10 protein-coding genes and 1 pseudogene are annotated in these 13,442 nt (G+C 74.2%); 4 read left to right on the forward strand and 7 right to left on the reverse strand.

Annotation, left to right across the window (positions count from 1 at the left end; genetic code table 11):
- Positions 1-16 precede the first annotated feature (16 nt).
- The 3 genes from ACIQWR_RS06555 to ACIQWR_RS06565 all read right to left on the reverse strand — a co-directional run bounded on the left by ACIQWR_RS06555 (position 17) and on the right by ACIQWR_RS06565 (position 2,859).
- Positions 17-559 (reverse strand): hypothetical protein, encoded by a 543-nt coding sequence (locus ACIQWR_RS06555; protein WP_404005525.1) that lies wholly within the window; start codon positions 557-559, stop codon positions 17-19.
- Between the two features lie 186 nt (positions 560-745).
- The gene (locus ACIQWR_RS06560; RefSeq protein ID WP_404005527.1) at positions 746-2,158 is read right to left on the reverse strand and encodes an ATP-binding protein; all 1,413 of its coding nucleotides are present in this window, start codon (positions 2,156-2,158) and stop codon (positions 746-748) included.
- Positions 2,155-2,859, reverse strand: a complete 705-nt coding sequence (locus tag ACIQWR_RS06565) for a hypothetical protein (protein WP_404005529.1) — start codon at positions 2,857-2,859, stop codon at positions 2,155-2,157. Before ACIQWR_RS06565 ends, ACIQWR_RS06560 begins: the two co-directional genes overlap by 4 nt.
- A 170-nt stretch (positions 2,860-3,029) precedes the next feature.
- On the opposite strand from ACIQWR_RS06565, the gene ACIQWR_RS06570 reads away from it, so the two are divergent.
- Positions 3,030-3,512 carry a gamma-glutamylcyclotransferase family protein gene (locus ACIQWR_RS06570; RefSeq protein ID WP_404005530.1) on the forward strand — a complete coding sequence of 161 codons (483 nt, stop codon included), beginning with the start codon at positions 3,030-3,032 and terminating at the stop codon, positions 3,510-3,512.
- Positions 3,513-3,528: 16 nt separating this feature from the next.
- On the opposite strand, the gene dnaG is transcribed toward ACIQWR_RS06570, so the two are convergent.
- From dnaG to ACIQWR_RS06590, 4 genes are all read right to left on the reverse strand, one after another.
- Positions 3,529-5,472, reverse strand: a complete 1,944-nt coding sequence (gene dnaG, locus ACIQWR_RS06575; RefSeq protein WP_404005531.1) for a DNA primase — start codon at positions 5,470-5,472, stop codon at positions 3,529-3,531.
- 93 nt (positions 5,473-5,565) lie between these two features.
- A complete protein-coding gene (locus ACIQWR_RS06580) occupies positions 5,566-6,846 on the reverse strand; it encodes an NAD(P)/FAD-dependent oxidoreductase (RefSeq protein ID WP_404005532.1) in 1,281 nt (426 codons plus the stop codon).
- A gap of 93 nt (positions 6,847-6,939) precedes the next feature.
- Positions 6,940-8,265, reverse strand: coding sequence for a deoxyguanosinetriphosphate triphosphohydrolase (locus ACIQWR_RS06585; protein WP_404005533.1), 1,326 nt, complete (start codon positions 8,263-8,265; stop codon positions 6,940-6,942).
- 77 nt (positions 8,266-8,342) lie between these two features.
- Positions 8,343-9,116, reverse strand: a complete 774-nt coding sequence (locus tag ACIQWR_RS06590) for a sirohydrochlorin chelatase (RefSeq protein ID WP_404005534.1) — start codon at positions 9,114-9,116, stop codon at positions 8,343-8,345.
- A 553-nt stretch (positions 9,117-9,669) separates the two neighbouring features.
- On the opposite strand from ACIQWR_RS06590, the pseudogene ACIQWR_RS06595 reads away from it, so the two are divergent.
- The 3 genes and pseudogenes from ACIQWR_RS06595 (at position 9,670) to ACIQWR_RS06605 (ending at position 13,435) form a co-directional block, all read left to right on the forward strand.
- Positions 9,670-10,283: pseudogene (locus ACIQWR_RS06595) on the forward strand (vancomycin high temperature exclusion protein).
- A 16-nt stretch (positions 10,284-10,299) separates the two neighbouring features.
- A complete protein-coding gene (locus ACIQWR_RS06600; protein WP_404005535.1) occupies positions 10,300-11,112 on the forward strand; it encodes a glucose 1-dehydrogenase in 813 nt (270 codons plus the stop codon).
- A 214-nt stretch (positions 11,113-11,326) separates the two neighbouring features.
- The gene (locus ACIQWR_RS06605) at positions 11,327-13,435 is read left to right on the forward strand and encodes a molybdopterin oxidoreductase family protein (protein WP_404005779.1); all 2,109 of its coding nucleotides are present in this window, start codon (positions 11,327-11,329) and stop codon (positions 13,433-13,435) included.
- Positions 13,436-13,442: the final 7 nt, after the last annotated feature.

Raw genomic sequence — 13,442 nt, forward strand, 5'->3', positions numbered from 1 at the left:
CCGCGGTGGGCGTCCGTCAGTTCCGCGTGCCGCTCGCCCGGCGACGCAGGAACCAGGTACCACCGACGGCGGTCACGGCCAGTACGGCCGCTCCCGCCGCGATCTTGGTGGGGTCGGCGGTCGTCGTCGTACCACCGCCCACCCCCGTCCGGACGTGCCCCTGCGGGCCGTGCTCGGTGACGACCAGGTCACCCGTGGCGAACTTGCCGTCCGCGCAGGTGGCGCCGATCTCGTAGGTGCCGGGCGAGGTGTCCCGGGAGACCTGGAACTGCCCGACGACCATCTCCGCGCGGGTGCCGGGGGCCAGCTTGAACCGGCCGCCGCCCACCGTGGACGCGTCCCCCTCGGCGTGGCTGCCGCGCCCGCAGGCGGAGGTGTTCACGGTGACGGTGGTGCCGGCGACGGCCGACTTGGGCCAGACCTCCAGCGGGGCGAAGTCCCCGGGTGCGAAGCTCCCCACGCCGAAGTCCGCGGCGGCCACCGCTCCCGCGACCGGACCGGCGAAGGCGACGGTGGTCAGTGCGGTGGCGGTGAGCACGTGGGCGGTGCGTCGGCGCACGGGTCCTCCTGGGAAACGGGGTCGTGTTCCGAGGTAAGCCCGGGTGCGCGCCGGCCGCCTCCTGATGGCATGTCAGATTCCGGTGAGGTTCGGGCGTGTCCCGCCATCACGGCACGTCAGGACCGCTCAGCGGCCATCCGGGTGCCCCCGCCCCGTCCGGGTGACGGGGCGGGGCGGGGCGGCGTCTCAGCGGGGAGCCGGACCCGGCGGGAGCGTGAGCAGGGCGTACGCGCCCCCGTCGGCCGGATTGGACAGTTCCACCCGGGCTCCGATCACCTGGGCCTGCCCGAAGGCGATGGTCAGGCCGAGGCCGGTGCCCTGCCCCCGCTCGACCGTGCCGGTCAGGAACCGCTGGGGCCCCTCGCGCAGCAGCTGCTCCGGGTAGCCCTTGCCGTGGTCCCGCACCGCGACCGTGGTCCCGCGGACGGTGACCTCGACCGCGCCGCCGCCGTGCTTGCGTGCGTTGACGAGGAGGTTGCCGAGGATCCGCTCCAGCCGCCGCACGTCCGTCCGTACGTACGCGCTCGTGCCCGCCCCCACCACCGTGTCCGCCCGCACCACCGCGCCCGCCCGGGCCCCCGTCCAGGTGACCGGTTCCGGGCGCGGTGGCGGCTCCGCGGGCGGATCCGGGAGTTCCGCCGTGAACCGGATGTCCGCGGCGACCCCCGACCGCTCCGTGATCGCGGCGACCAGCGGGCCCAACCGGTGCACGTCCAGGGCCGCCTCCTCCCGGTTCGAGTCCAGCCGCGCCACCTCCAGCAGGTCCTCCGTGAGGCTGCGCAGCGCGGCCACCCGGTCGCGCACCAGCTCGGTCGGCCGGCCCTCCGGCAGCAGCTCGGCCGCCGTGTGCAGCCCGGTCAGCGGCGTGCGCAGCTCGTGCGCGACATCGGCCGTGAAGCGCTGCTCGGCCTCCAGCCGGGACTGGAGGCTGGCCGCCATCATGTCCACGGCCGAGGACAGGTCGGCCACCTCGTCGCGGGTTCCGGGCACGCCCGGGGATCCGATCCGGGCGTCCAGATCGCCCTCGGTGATCCGGCGGGCGGTCTCGGCCGCCGTCCGCAGCCCCTTGCTGAGCCTGCTGGCCAGCAGGGCGCCGGCAACGGCCGCCAGCGTGACGACCGCCAGCCCGTACGCCACGAGCTGCTGGTCCAGATCGGCCAGTTCGCTCTGCTCCGCCGCCAGCGACTGGTGCACCGACAGGGTGTGCTTGCCGTCGATCGGACGCGCGGCCCACACCGTGGGGTGGTCACCGGACATGTCGATGTAGGTGCTGCGCCGCCCGGTGAGGGCCAGGTCGCGCAGCGAGGGCGGCAGGCCCGGGGCGTCGACCTCGCCGGCGGCCGCGCCCGTCTTGCCGGCATCGAGCCGGCCGGTCAGCTCGTAGAACTGGCGGACCCGGAAGAGCTCCACGGTCGCGCCCGCGCGGGCTGCGTCCGACACCTGGTGGACGCGGGCCCGGTGGATGAAGACGCCGATCGTGACCGCTACCAGCGAGCAGCCGACGGCGAGCAGGACAGCGATCTTCCAGCGCAGGCCGAGGGAGCGCAGCCGGTGGCGACGGCCGAGCGGGAGGCGGCCGCGGGGCGGGAGGGGCGTCAACGGCCCGCCGCCCAGTCACTGCCCGGGCCGGCGCTGGGCCCGGTATCGGGATCCTTGCCGGACCCGGGCTTGTGGTAGCGCTTCTCCTCGCTGGCGACCGTCATCCGCGTGCCGTCCCAGCGGAACCGGGCGGCCTGCTCGATGCCCTCGTCGGGGGTCGTCCGTACGAGCAGGTCGGCGCCCATCGCCTCGACCTCCATGCGCAGGCCGGTGGTGTAGAGGACGGGTACGACCCGACCGTTGACCACCGTGTACACCCGGAGCACCGAGCGGCCGCTCTCCGTGTCGGCGGCGGCGATCAGTTCGAGGCCGCCGCTCCCGGTCAGGTCCTTGTAGACGGGCGGGCGGACCCCGGCCCGGCCGGGCGCGCTGATCGCCCCCTGGCGGGCGTACGGCCGCATCATCGGGTCGGCACGCAGGATCTCCAGGTACGACATGGCCCCGAGCCCGCCCACGGGCACCGGGGGAGCGTCCTTGAGCGGCGGCGGTGGCGGCACCCGGGTGCCGACCTCGACGCCGGGGGCCTCGTCCGTGTGTTCGGTCCAGGCGGGCCACAGCGGATCCGGCCGGGGCTGGGGAGACATGGGAGGCGCGGGTTCCCCCGGGGACAGCCCGCCGGGCGCGGCGCAGCCGCCGGCGGCGAGCGCGCAGGCGCACAGCAGGGCGGCGGTGAGGCGGCGGGACAACCGGGGTCGGCTCATGGGGGAGGGAGGGTGCCGTCGGGGTGGGGGGCGTGCGTACGGTGGACCGGGCGCGCGGCGCGGGGCCACCCGTCCGGGGTGTCCGTCCGGGATGGTCGGTCGGACGGTCCGGCCGGGCGCAACGGTCCGCTGTGCCCGGTCCGTACCGTTCTATCCGAGGGGTGTGACGCATGGCATCGGTCAATCGGCCAGAAGAGCAGCCGCCGGTCGAGGAGGAGCTGCCCTTCTTCGTCTACGGCACGCTGCGCCCCGGCGAGGTCAACCACGACGCCTTCCTGCGCGGACGCACCCGTTCCGAGGAGCCGGCCCGGCTCCCGGACGCGCTGCTCTACGACGGTCCCGGCTATCCCTACGCCGTCCGGTGCGCGGGCGCGCAGACGCTCGGGGAGCTGGTCGCCGCGGCGCCGGGGCAGTACGCGCGACTGCTGGCGGAGTTGGACCGGCTGGAGGAGTACCACGGGCCCGCCAGCCCGCTGAACCTCTACGAGCGGGTCCGGCGCACCACCCTGCGCCCCGACGGCACCACGGCCGCCGCCTGGGTCTACCTGGCCGCTCCGGAGCTGGCGGACGCACTGGCCCGGGCCGGCACCCCGATCCCGGGCGGCGACTGGCTGCGCCGGAAGGGGCCGCTCCAAGAACCGGCGGCACCCTAGGGGGGCGTCCGGTGCCTCAGAGGCCCTCGGCGCCGCGGTTGCGCAGGCGCTGGCCGTACTGCTGGAGCACCCACAGCTCTTCCTGGACGGCCGCGAGCTGCTCCGCCGGGGCGTTCGGGCCCAGCCGGGACATGGTGCCCTGGATGTCGTGGACCCGGCGGTCGACCGCGCGCAGCCGGACCTGGACCAGCTGGACCCCGGCATAGATCTCGTCCACGTTCTTGGCGTGGATGGCCTCCACGGCCAGCTCGGTTACCATCGCGCGGACGGTGTCGTTGGGGGCGGCGTCGCGGACCCGGGTGAGGTAGTCGTCGGTGCCCAGGGAGGCGCCGCCCGCGTCCTGGATGGCCTGGCGGACCGTCGCGTACGGCAGCGCGGTGAACTCGTCGGGGCCGTAGGCGTCGAAGGCGGGGGAGACCAGGGCCGGGCGCTGCAGGGCCAGCTTGAGCAGCTCCCGCTCGGTGCGGTGGGCCGGGCTGCGCAGGTTCAGCGCGGGACCCGGGGTGTGCGCGGCCGCTTCCGGGGCGCCCTGGTCGTGCGCGGACCGGGTACGGGCGCCCTGCTGATGGCCGGAGCCCTGCTGCTGACCGGGGCCCTGGCCCTGCCCGGGGCGGCCGCCGCGTTCGCGGGCCCAGCGGGCGACCTGGGAGACCCGCTTGACGACGAACTGCTCGTCGCGGATGCCCAGCATGCCGGCGAGCTGGACCGCCGACTCGTGCTGGATCGCGATGTTCTTGATCGCCGCGACCACCGGGGCCGCCTCGTCGAGCGCGGCCGCGCGGCCGGCCGGGTTCTCCAGGTTGTGCCGGGCCACCATCTGGCGCAGCGCGAACTCGAAGAGGGGGGTGCGGGAGGAGACGAGCGTGGCCACGGCGGCGTCGCCCTCGGCGAGCCGCAGGTCGCAGGGGTCCATGCCGCCGGGCGTGATCGCGATGGAGGTCTCGGCGGCGAACTTCTGGTCGTCCTCGAAGGCCCGCAGCGCCGCCTTCTGCCCGGCCGCGTCACCGTCGAAGGTGAAGATCACCTCGGCGGTGGCGTTGTCCATCAGCAGCCGGCGCAGGATCTTGATGTGGTCCCCGCCGAAGGCCGTGCCACAGGTCGCGATCGCGGTGGTGACGCCGGCCAGGTGGCAGGCCATGACGTCGGTGTAGCCCTCGACGACGACCGCGCTGGAGGTCTTCGCGATCTCCTTCTTGGCCAGGTCGATGCCGTAGAGGACCTGGGACTTCTTGTAGATGGGGGTCTCGGGCGTGTTGAGGTACTTGGGCCCGTTGTCGTCGTCGCGCAGCTTGCGCGCGCCGAAGCCGACCACCTCGCCGGTGATGTCGCGGATGGGCCACATGAGGCGGCCGCGGAAGCGGTCGATGGGCTTCCCGCTGCGGCTGTCCTGGGACAGGCCGGAGAGGATCAGTTCCTTGTCGGTGAAGCCCTTGCCGCGCAGGAACCGGGTGAGGTGGTCCCACCCGGCCGGGCTGTAGCCCACGCCGAAGTGCGCGGCCGCGGCCTGGTCGAAGCCGCGGGAGGCCAGGAACTTCCGGCCGATCTCGGCTTCGGCGCCGTCCAGCTGGTCGACGTAGAACTGGGCGGCGGCCTTGTTCGCCTCGACCAGCCGGATGCGCTCGCCGCGCCCGCTCTGACCGGGGGTGTAGCCGCCCTCCTCGTACCGCAGGGTGATTCCGGCGGTGCCCGCCAGCCGCTCGACCGCCTCCGAGAAGGAGAGGTGGTCGATCTTCATGATGAAGTCGAGGGTGTCCCCGCCCGCCTGGCAGCCGAAGCAGTGGTAGAGCCCCTTGCTCGGGCTGACCTGGAAGGAGGGGGACTTCTCGTCGTGGAAGGGGCAGAGGCCCTTGAGGTTGCCGCCGCCCGCATTGCGGAGCTGGAGGTACTCGGACACGACGGCGTCGATCGGGACCGCGTCCCGGACCGCCTTCACATCGTCGTCGTTGATCCTGCCTGCCACGCGTGAAGTCTACGGCCGGGCTCGGACAATCCCACCAGCCGCCCCTCCCCTCCCTTCCCTTCCCGCCGCCGCGGCGGCGGGAAGGCCGGCGGGCTACCCGGCCCGCTCCGCGGACGGGACCAGCGAGGACAGCGCGACGGTCGGGTCCGCGAGCGCGTCGCGGTCCACCTCCACCCCGGCGCGGATCAGTGCCTGGATGGGCTCGGTGACATCCCACACGTTCACGTTCATGCCGGCCAGCACCCGGCCCTCGGACAACCAGAAGGCGATGAACTCCCGCTTGGCCACGTCCCCGCGGATCACCACCTGGTCGTAGGCGCCGGGCGGGGCGTACCCCGAGTACTCCAGACCCACGTCGTACTGGTCGGAGAAGAAGTACGGGACCCGGTCGTACGAGACCTCCTGGCCCAGCATGGCCCGGGCCGCGGCCGGTCCGCCGTTGAGCGCGTTCGCCCAGTGCTCGACCCGCAGCCGGGTCCCCATCAGCGGGTGGTGGGCGGCGGCCACGTCGCCGGCGGCGAAGACGTCCGGGTCCGAGGTCCGCAGCGAGGCGTCCACCGCGATGCCGCCCCCGTGCTCCCGGTCGACCAGGGCGAGCCCGGAGGTCTCGGCGAGCGCCGTGCGCGGTGCGGCGCCGATCGCGGCGAGCACCGCGTGCGCCGGGTGCTCCTCGCCGTCGTCGGTGTGGGCGGCGAGGACCATGCCGTCGCGGCCGCTGATCTCGGTGAGGCGGCCGCCGAAGTGGAAGCGGACGCCGTGCTCGGCGTGCAGGTCGGCGAAGACCCGGCCCAGCTCCGGTCCGAGCACCCCGTGCAGGGGGGTCGCCTCCGGCTCCACGATGGTGACCTCGGCGCCGTAGCCGCGGGCGGCGGCCGCCACCTCCAGGCCGATCCAGCCCGCTCCGGCGATCAGGAGGTGGCCGTTCTCCCGGCCCAGGGTGGCCAGCACCCCGCGCAGCCGCTCCGCGTGGGCGAGGCGGCGCAGGTGGTAGACCCCGGCCAGATCGGTGCCCGGGATGTCGAGGCGGCGCGGCTCGGAGCCGGTGGCCAGTAGCAGCCGGTCGTAGTGCACCACGGTGCCGTCGCCGAGGACGACCTTCTTGGCGTCCCGGTCCAGCTGGACGGCGGGCTGGCCGAGATGGAGTTCGACGTCCGCACGGGCGTACCAGGCCGCCTCGTGCACGAAGACGCTCTCGCGCTCCTCCTTGCCCGCGAGGTACCCCTTCGAGAGGGGCGGCCGTTCGTAGGGGTGGTCGCGCTCGTCACCGATCAGGATGACCCTGCCGGTGAACCCTTCTGACCTCAGCGTCTCAGCCGCTTTCGCTCCGGCCAGCCCTCCGCCGACGATGACAAACGTCCGGTGTGCGTCGACCACCTGATGCCTCCTCATAACCTCTCCGCCACATGCGACCACATGCGAGCGTCCCGCACTGAGCCTGCCGCGTGAAGGGGGAGTGGCGCGATCGGCTCACCTCCCGGCGCGTCGCGGGCGCAGCGCGATGCGGGAGTGCAAGGAGCGGGCCGCGGCGTCCGTGAGGCAGGCGATCTGGTCGATGACCGCGCGTTTGCGGGCCTTGTCGTCCGGCGCGGTGTCGAAGATCGCTCGGAACTGGGGGTCCAGCCCTTCGGGGGCGCGGGCGCTGAGCGCCTCGGCGAGTTCGGCCAGGACGATGCGCTGGTCCGCCCGCAGGCGCTCCTGTTCGTCGCGCTGCATGACGTACAGGTCGGCGACCGCCTTCAGGACGGCGCACTCGTTGCGCGCCTCGCGGGGGACCACCAGTTCGGCGGAGTACCGGGTGAGCCGGCCGGTGCCGTAGGCGGCGCGGGTGGCGCCTTCCGCGGCCAGGCAGAAGCGGCCGATCAGCTGGCTGGTGGCGTCCTTGAGGCGGGCCTGGGCGACCGCCGAGCCGTCGTAGCCGTGCGGCCACCACTCCTGTTCCATCAAACGGTCGAGGGCCGCGCGCAGTTCCTCGGGATCGGTGTCCGCCGGCACGTAGCGCCCGATGGCGACCCGCCAGATCTCGGCCCGCTCGGGCTCGGCGAAGAGCAGGTTGGGGTCGAGGTGGCCCGCGTGCAGGCCGTCCTCGAAGTCGTGGACCGAGTACGCCACGTCGTCGGCCCAGTCCATGACCTGGGCCTCGAAGCACTTGCGGTCGGCCGGCGCGCCGCGGCGCAGCCACTCGAAGACCGGCAGGTCGTCCTCGTAGGCGCCGAACTTCACCGAGTCGGGGTCGGTGGGGTGGTCGCCGCGGACCCACGGGTACTTGGTGGCGGCGTCGAGGCAGGCCCGGGTGAGGTTCAGGCCGACGCTGACCAGCTCGCCCGTGTCCGGATGCGGGGCGAACCGCTTGGGCTCCAGCCGGGTCAGCAGGCGCAGGGACTGCGCGTTGCCCTCGAAGCCGCCGCAGTCCTTGGCGAACTCGTTGAGCGCTTCCTCGCCGTTGTGCCCGAAGGGCGGGTGGCCCATGTCGTGCGAGAGGCAGGCGGCTTCGACGAGGTCGGGGTCGCAGCCCAGCGCCCAGCCGAGCTCCCGGCCGACCTGGGCGCACTCCAGGGAGTGCGTGAGCCGGGTACGGGGGCTGGCGTCCCAGTCGTAGGAACGGGTGCCGGGGGTGACCACCTGGGTCTTCCCGGCGAGGCGGCGCAGCGCGGCGGAGTGCAGCACGCGGGCCCGGTCGCGCTGGAAGGCCGTACGGCCCGGGCGTTTGTCGGGCTCGGTGGCCCAGCGCTCGATCGCGGCCGGATCGTAGGAGCCGGGTGAGGGGACGGGGGTGGTGCCTTCCATGCCTTCCATGCTCAGACGTTAACCGGAGACACCGACAATCGGAGCAATCCGAACGAAGGCGGTCCTCCGGCGGTCCCACTGCAGCCCTACGCGGCAGCCCTGCGCGTGGCCAGTTCCCGCGGGTCCGGGTGGCCGGAGCGGCGGTCCGCGGCGGTCCGCGCGCGGTCCGCGAGCCACCCGGCCAGTGCGTCGTCGTAGCGCCGCAGGACGAGCCGGGCGAGCGCCGGGTGGGCGCCCAGCGGGTCGGCGGCCGGGCCGGGGGCGACCGCCGAGCACTGGGCGGCGAAGCGGCCCGGCGCGGTGAAGTACGAGGCCACGGCGGCCCGGTGGTGGCCGCGGGCGGCGAGGGAGCGCAGTGCCTGGGGCACGCTCGGCGCGGCGGCGGAGGCGTGGGCGGCGATGACGGGGACCCCGCCGAGGCGTTCGGAGAGCAGCGCGGCGGTGCGGCGGGTGTCGGTGGCCGAGTCCGGGTCGCGGGATCCGGCGGCGGCCAGGACGGCGGCGGTGCCCGGGGTCCAGCCCGCTTCGAGCAGCCGGTCGCGCAGCACCTCGACGAGCAGCGGGTGCGGGCCGAGCGGGGCGGCGACGCGCACGTGCAGGTGGGGGGCGCGGGCGGCGGCCGCCGGCAGGTCGTGCTTGACGTGATGGCCGCGGCCGAGGAGCAGCGGTACGAGCACCGCCGCGCCGGGGTCGAGGGCGTCGAGCACGGTGTCCAACAGGGGTTCGTTCAGCTCGATGTGGCCGAGCCGGACCCGTAGTCGCGGGCGGAGGTCGCGGACGCGGTCGAGCAGGGCCGAGACGGTGTGCAGGGCGCGGGGGTCGCGGCTGCCGTGTGCCACGGCGACGAGGGTGGGCTGCATGTGTGGGCTCCGTGGGGCCGGGCCCGCGGCGGTCGCACGCCGCGGAGCTGGGTGCCGAGCTGGGCCGTGATCCGGGTCAGCAGATCCGTGGTGGAGGCGGGGGGAAACGATTCGGGAGGGTGCGCGGGCTCCGTCATGGACCGATCCTGACGGGTGCAGGTTGCCGGGTCGTTGCGTCGGGGTGACGGACGTTTTCCAGGTGCTCACCCGCTCATTCGTACGAGTGAAAGGCGCGGCGGGTGGAACTGGGGCGCCGGTCCGGTTCGTCAACTTGTGCGAATGGTGTGGATCGCGGCGAGCGGACCGCAGGGAGTGGGAGTGGACCGCAGGGAGCGGGCCGCGAGGAGAGGGCACGGGGGGATCGGTCATGGGGTTCAGGTCGAGGTTCAGGTCGAGGCTCGGTTCGGGTTCGGGTTCGGGTTCGGGTTCGGGTTCCGGCTCCGGCTCGGGTTCGGGTTCGGGTTCGGGTTCGGGGGTGAGTGTCGGGTCGGGTTCCGGTGCCCGGTCGGGATGGGGCACGGTGCGGACGCGGCGCAGGGTGGTCCAGGGGGTGATGCTCGGGTGCGTGCTGGCGCTGCTGCCTTCGGCGTGGACGCACGCCGTGGCGGGGGACCGGCTGCGCACGACGGCGGATGCGCCCGCCGCCGAGGTGGCGGTGGTCTTCGGGGCGGGCCTGTGGGACGGGCAGCCGACCCCGTACCTGGCGAACCGGCTGGACGCGGCGGCCGCGCTGTACCGGGCGGGCCGGGTCAAGGTGGTGCTGGTGACGGGGGACAACAGCCGCAGCGACTACGACGAGCCGGACGCGATGCGCGCCTACCTCAGCGGCACGGGGTGCCGGACGGGCGGATCGTCAGCGATTTCGCCGGCTTCGACACCTGGGACTCCTGTGTGCGGACCCGGGAGATCTTCGGGGTGCGCCGGGCCGTGTTGATCAGTCAGGGCTTCCACATACGCCGGGCGGTGGCGCTCTGCGAGTCGGCGGGCGTCGAGTCCTACGGGGTGGGGGTCGACCAGGCGCACGACGCGACCTGGTACTACGGCGGCGTCCGCGAGGTGTTCGCCTCGGGCAAGGCGGTGGTGGACGCCGTGTTCGAGCCGCAGCCGCACTTCCTGGGACCCAAGGAGGAGGGGGTGTCGCGGGCCCTGGCCGCTCTGGCAGACTGACGCCGCTTCGGCAGCTATGCCGATTAGTCATATCCCTATCTGTAAGAGGTGTGCAACCGTGGCTGTTGTGGATCTGAGCGGCAAGGTCGTCGTCATCACCGGTGGGGCCCGCGGGCTGGGCGCCGCGGCGGCGCAGGCCGTCGTCGACGGCGGCGGCCGGGTGGTGATCACCGATGTGCTGGAGGCCGAGGGAGCCGCCACGGCCGAGAAGCTGGGCGACGCGGCGCGCTTCCTGCGGCACGACGTGACCAGTGAGAGCGACTGGCGGGCCGCGCTGGACCACGCGCTCACCGAGTTCGGCCGGATCGACGGGCTCGTCAACAACGCGGGGATATCCACCGGCCAGTTCCTGGAGCACGAGAGCGTCGAACACTTCCGCCAGGTCGTCGAGATCAACCTGGTCGGCGTCTTCATCGGCATCAAGACCGCGATCCCGCTGCTCCGGGCCCAGGGTGGCGGCTCCATCGTCAACATCTCCTCGGCCGCGGGCCTCACCGGCCTCGCGCTCACCGCCGGGTACGGCGCTTCCAAGTGGGGGGTGCGCGGCCTGTCGAAGATCGGCGCGGTCGAGCTGGCCGAAGCGAAGATCCGGGTGAATTCCGTCCACCCCGGCATGACGCTCACCCCCATGACCGCCCCCGTCGGCATCGAAGCGGGCGAGGGCAACTACCCCGGCACCCCGATGGGCCGGGTCGGCGCCCCCGAGGAGATAGCCGCGGCCATCGCCTTCCTGCTCTCCGACGCCGCGGGCTACATGACCGGAGCCGAGCTGGCCGTGGACGGCGGATGGACGGCCGGGCTCACCGTCCGCTACCTCACCGGGCAGTGATCGGGCCGCCTCACCGGGCGGTGGGGCGGGCGCTGAGGTCGACGTACCCGACGCGTAACGGGGAGCGGCGGCCCGCGTAACAGCCCGCCCGCAAGGTGGCTCCATGCACCCTCGGGACCCCGCCACCGCCACCATCGGCAGCACCCCGGCCCCGGCCGGGGCCGCGGCCGGTGTCACCGCCACGCACTGTCCGTACTGCGCCCTGCAGTGCGGCATGAACCTCCGCCCCGGGCCGGGCGCGGAGGGCGAGGGCGTCACCGTGACGGTGGAGGAGCGGGCGGACTTCCCCGTCAACCGGGGCGCGCTGTGCGGCAAGGGCCGCACCGCCCCCGCCGTGCTCTCCTCCCGGGTGCGCCTGACCCAGCCGCTCATCCGCACCCATGCCGGGCAGCTGGAACCGGCCACCTGGGAGGAGGCCCTCGACGCCGTCGCCGAGGGCCTGGCCCGCACGAGCCGTACGCACGGGCCGGACGCGGTCGGCGTGTTCGGCGGCGGTGGGCTCACCAACGAAAAGGCCTACGCGCTCGGCAAGTTCGCCCGGGTCGCCCTGGGCACCTCGCAGATCGACTACAACGGCCGCTTCTGCATGTCCTCGGCCGCCGCGGCCCACCAGCGCGCCTTCGGTCTCGACCGGGGTCTCCCCTTCCCCCTGGAGGACATCCCGCGCACCGGCTGCGTGATCCTGGTCGGGTCCAACCTCGCCGAGACCATGCCGCCCGCCCTGCGCTACCTCACCGAGCTGAAGGAGAACGGCGGCACGCTGATCGTCATCGACCCGCGCCGCACCCGCACCGCCGAACAGGCCGACCTGCACCTCGCCCCGCGCCCCGGCACCGACCTCGCGCTCGCCCTCGGCCTGCTGCACCTGGTCGTCGCGGAAGGGCGCACCGACGACGCCTTCATCGCCGCCCGCACCACCGGCTGGTCCGAAGCCCGGGCCGGCGCCATGGCCCACTGGCCCGAGCTGGTCGAGCGCCTGACCGGGGTGCCGGTGCCCCGGCTGCGCGAGGCGGTCCGGATGTTCTGCGCACCGGAAACCGCCATGGTGCTCACCGCGCGCGGCCCCGAGCAGCAGTCCAAGGGCACCGACACCGTCGGCGCGTGGATCAACCTGTGCCTGGCGACGGGCCGCGCGGGGCGCCCGTACTCCGGCTACGGCTGCCTCACCGGCCAGGGCAACGGCCAGGGCGGCCGGGAGCACGGCCAGAAGGCCGACCAACTCCCCGGCTACCGCAAGCTCACCGATCCGGCCGCCCGCGCACACGTCGCCGGGGTCTGGGGCGTGGACCCGGACAGCCTGCCCGGGCCCGGGCGCAGCGCGTACGAGCTCCTCGACGCGCTCGGCACCGACGTCCGGGCCCTGCTCCTCATGGGCTCGAACCCGGTGGTCTCCGCGCCGCGCGCCGCCCACATCGAGGAACGCGTGCGCGCCCTGGACTTCCTGGCCGTCGCCGACGTGGTGCTGTCGGAGACGGCGGCCCTGGCGGACGTGGTCCTGCCGGTCACCCAGTGGGCCGAGGAGAGCGGCACCACCACCAACCTGGAGGGCCGCGTCCTGCTGCGCCGCCAGGCCCTCACCCCGCCGCCGGGGGTCCGCAGCGACCTCCACGTCCTGCACGGACTCGCCGGCCGGCTCGGGGTGGAGAAGGGGTTCCCCACGGACCCCGAGGAGGTCTTCGAGGAGCTCCGCCGTGCCTCCTCCGGCGGCCCGGCGGACTACGCGGGCATCTCCTACGCCCGCATCGAGGCGGAACAGGGCGTCTTCTGGCCCTGCCCCGCCGCCCCGGAACCGGACGCCGACACCCCCGAATCCGCCCCCGCCGCCCCCACCGCACCGCATCCCGGGACGCCGCGGCTCTTCCTCGACCGCTTCGCCACCGACGACGGGCGGGCGCGGTTCGTCGCCGTCTCGCACCGGGACGCCGCCGAGGTGCCGGACGAGGAGTACCCGGTCCTGCTCACCACCGGGCGGGTGGTGGCCCAGTACCAGTCGGGCGCCCAGACCCGGCGGGTCGCCGAGCTGAACGCGGCCGCCCCCGGGCCCTTCGTCGAACTCCACCCGCGGCTCGCGGCCCGCGTCGGCGCGCAGGAGGGCGCTCCGCTGGCCGTGGTCTCCCGCCGCGGCCGGGTGGTCGCCCCGGCCCGCATCACCGACGCCATCCGTGCGGACACCGTCTTCATGCCCTTCCACTGGCCGGGCGAGGGGCGGGCCAACACCCTCACCAACGCCGCCCTGGACCCCGTCTCCCGGATGCCGGAGTTCAAGGTCTGCGCGGTCCGCGTCGAAGCCCTCACCGACCCGCCGGCCCCGCGGACGGGGTGAGCCTCCC

This window comes from Streptomyces sp. NPDC098789 (assembly GCF_044759975.1).
Taxonomy (GTDB): domain Bacteria; phylum Actinomycetota; class Actinomycetes; order Streptomycetales; family Streptomycetaceae; genus Streptomyces.

Excerpts from the sequence above, each read along its gene's own strand:
- ACIQWR_RS06590 (WP_404005534.1), bottom strand. The coding sequence starts at position 9,116 with ATGCAGCCCACCCTCGTCGCCGTGGCACACGGCAGCCGCGACCCCCGC.
- ACIQWR_RS06565 (WP_404005529.1), bottom strand. The coding sequence starts at position 2,859 with ATGAGCCGACCCCGGTTGTCCCGCCGCCTCACCGCCGCCCTGCTGTGC.
- ACIQWR_RS06605 (WP_404005779.1), top strand. The coding sequence starts at position 11,327 with ATGAACCTCCGCCCCGGGCCGGGCGCGGAGGGCGAGGGCGTCACCGTG.
- ACIQWR_RS06585 (WP_404005533.1), bottom strand. The coding sequence starts at position 8,265 with ATGGAAGGCATGGAAGGCACCACCCCCGTCCCCTCACCCGGCTCCTAC.
- ACIQWR_RS06570 (WP_404005530.1), top strand. The coding sequence starts at position 3,030 with ATGGCATCGGTCAATCGGCCAGAAGAGCAGCCGCCGGTCGAGGAGGAG.
- ACIQWR_RS06600 (WP_404005535.1), top strand. The coding sequence starts at position 10,300 with ATGCCGATTAGTCATATCCCTATCTGTAAGAGGTGTGCAACCGTGGCT.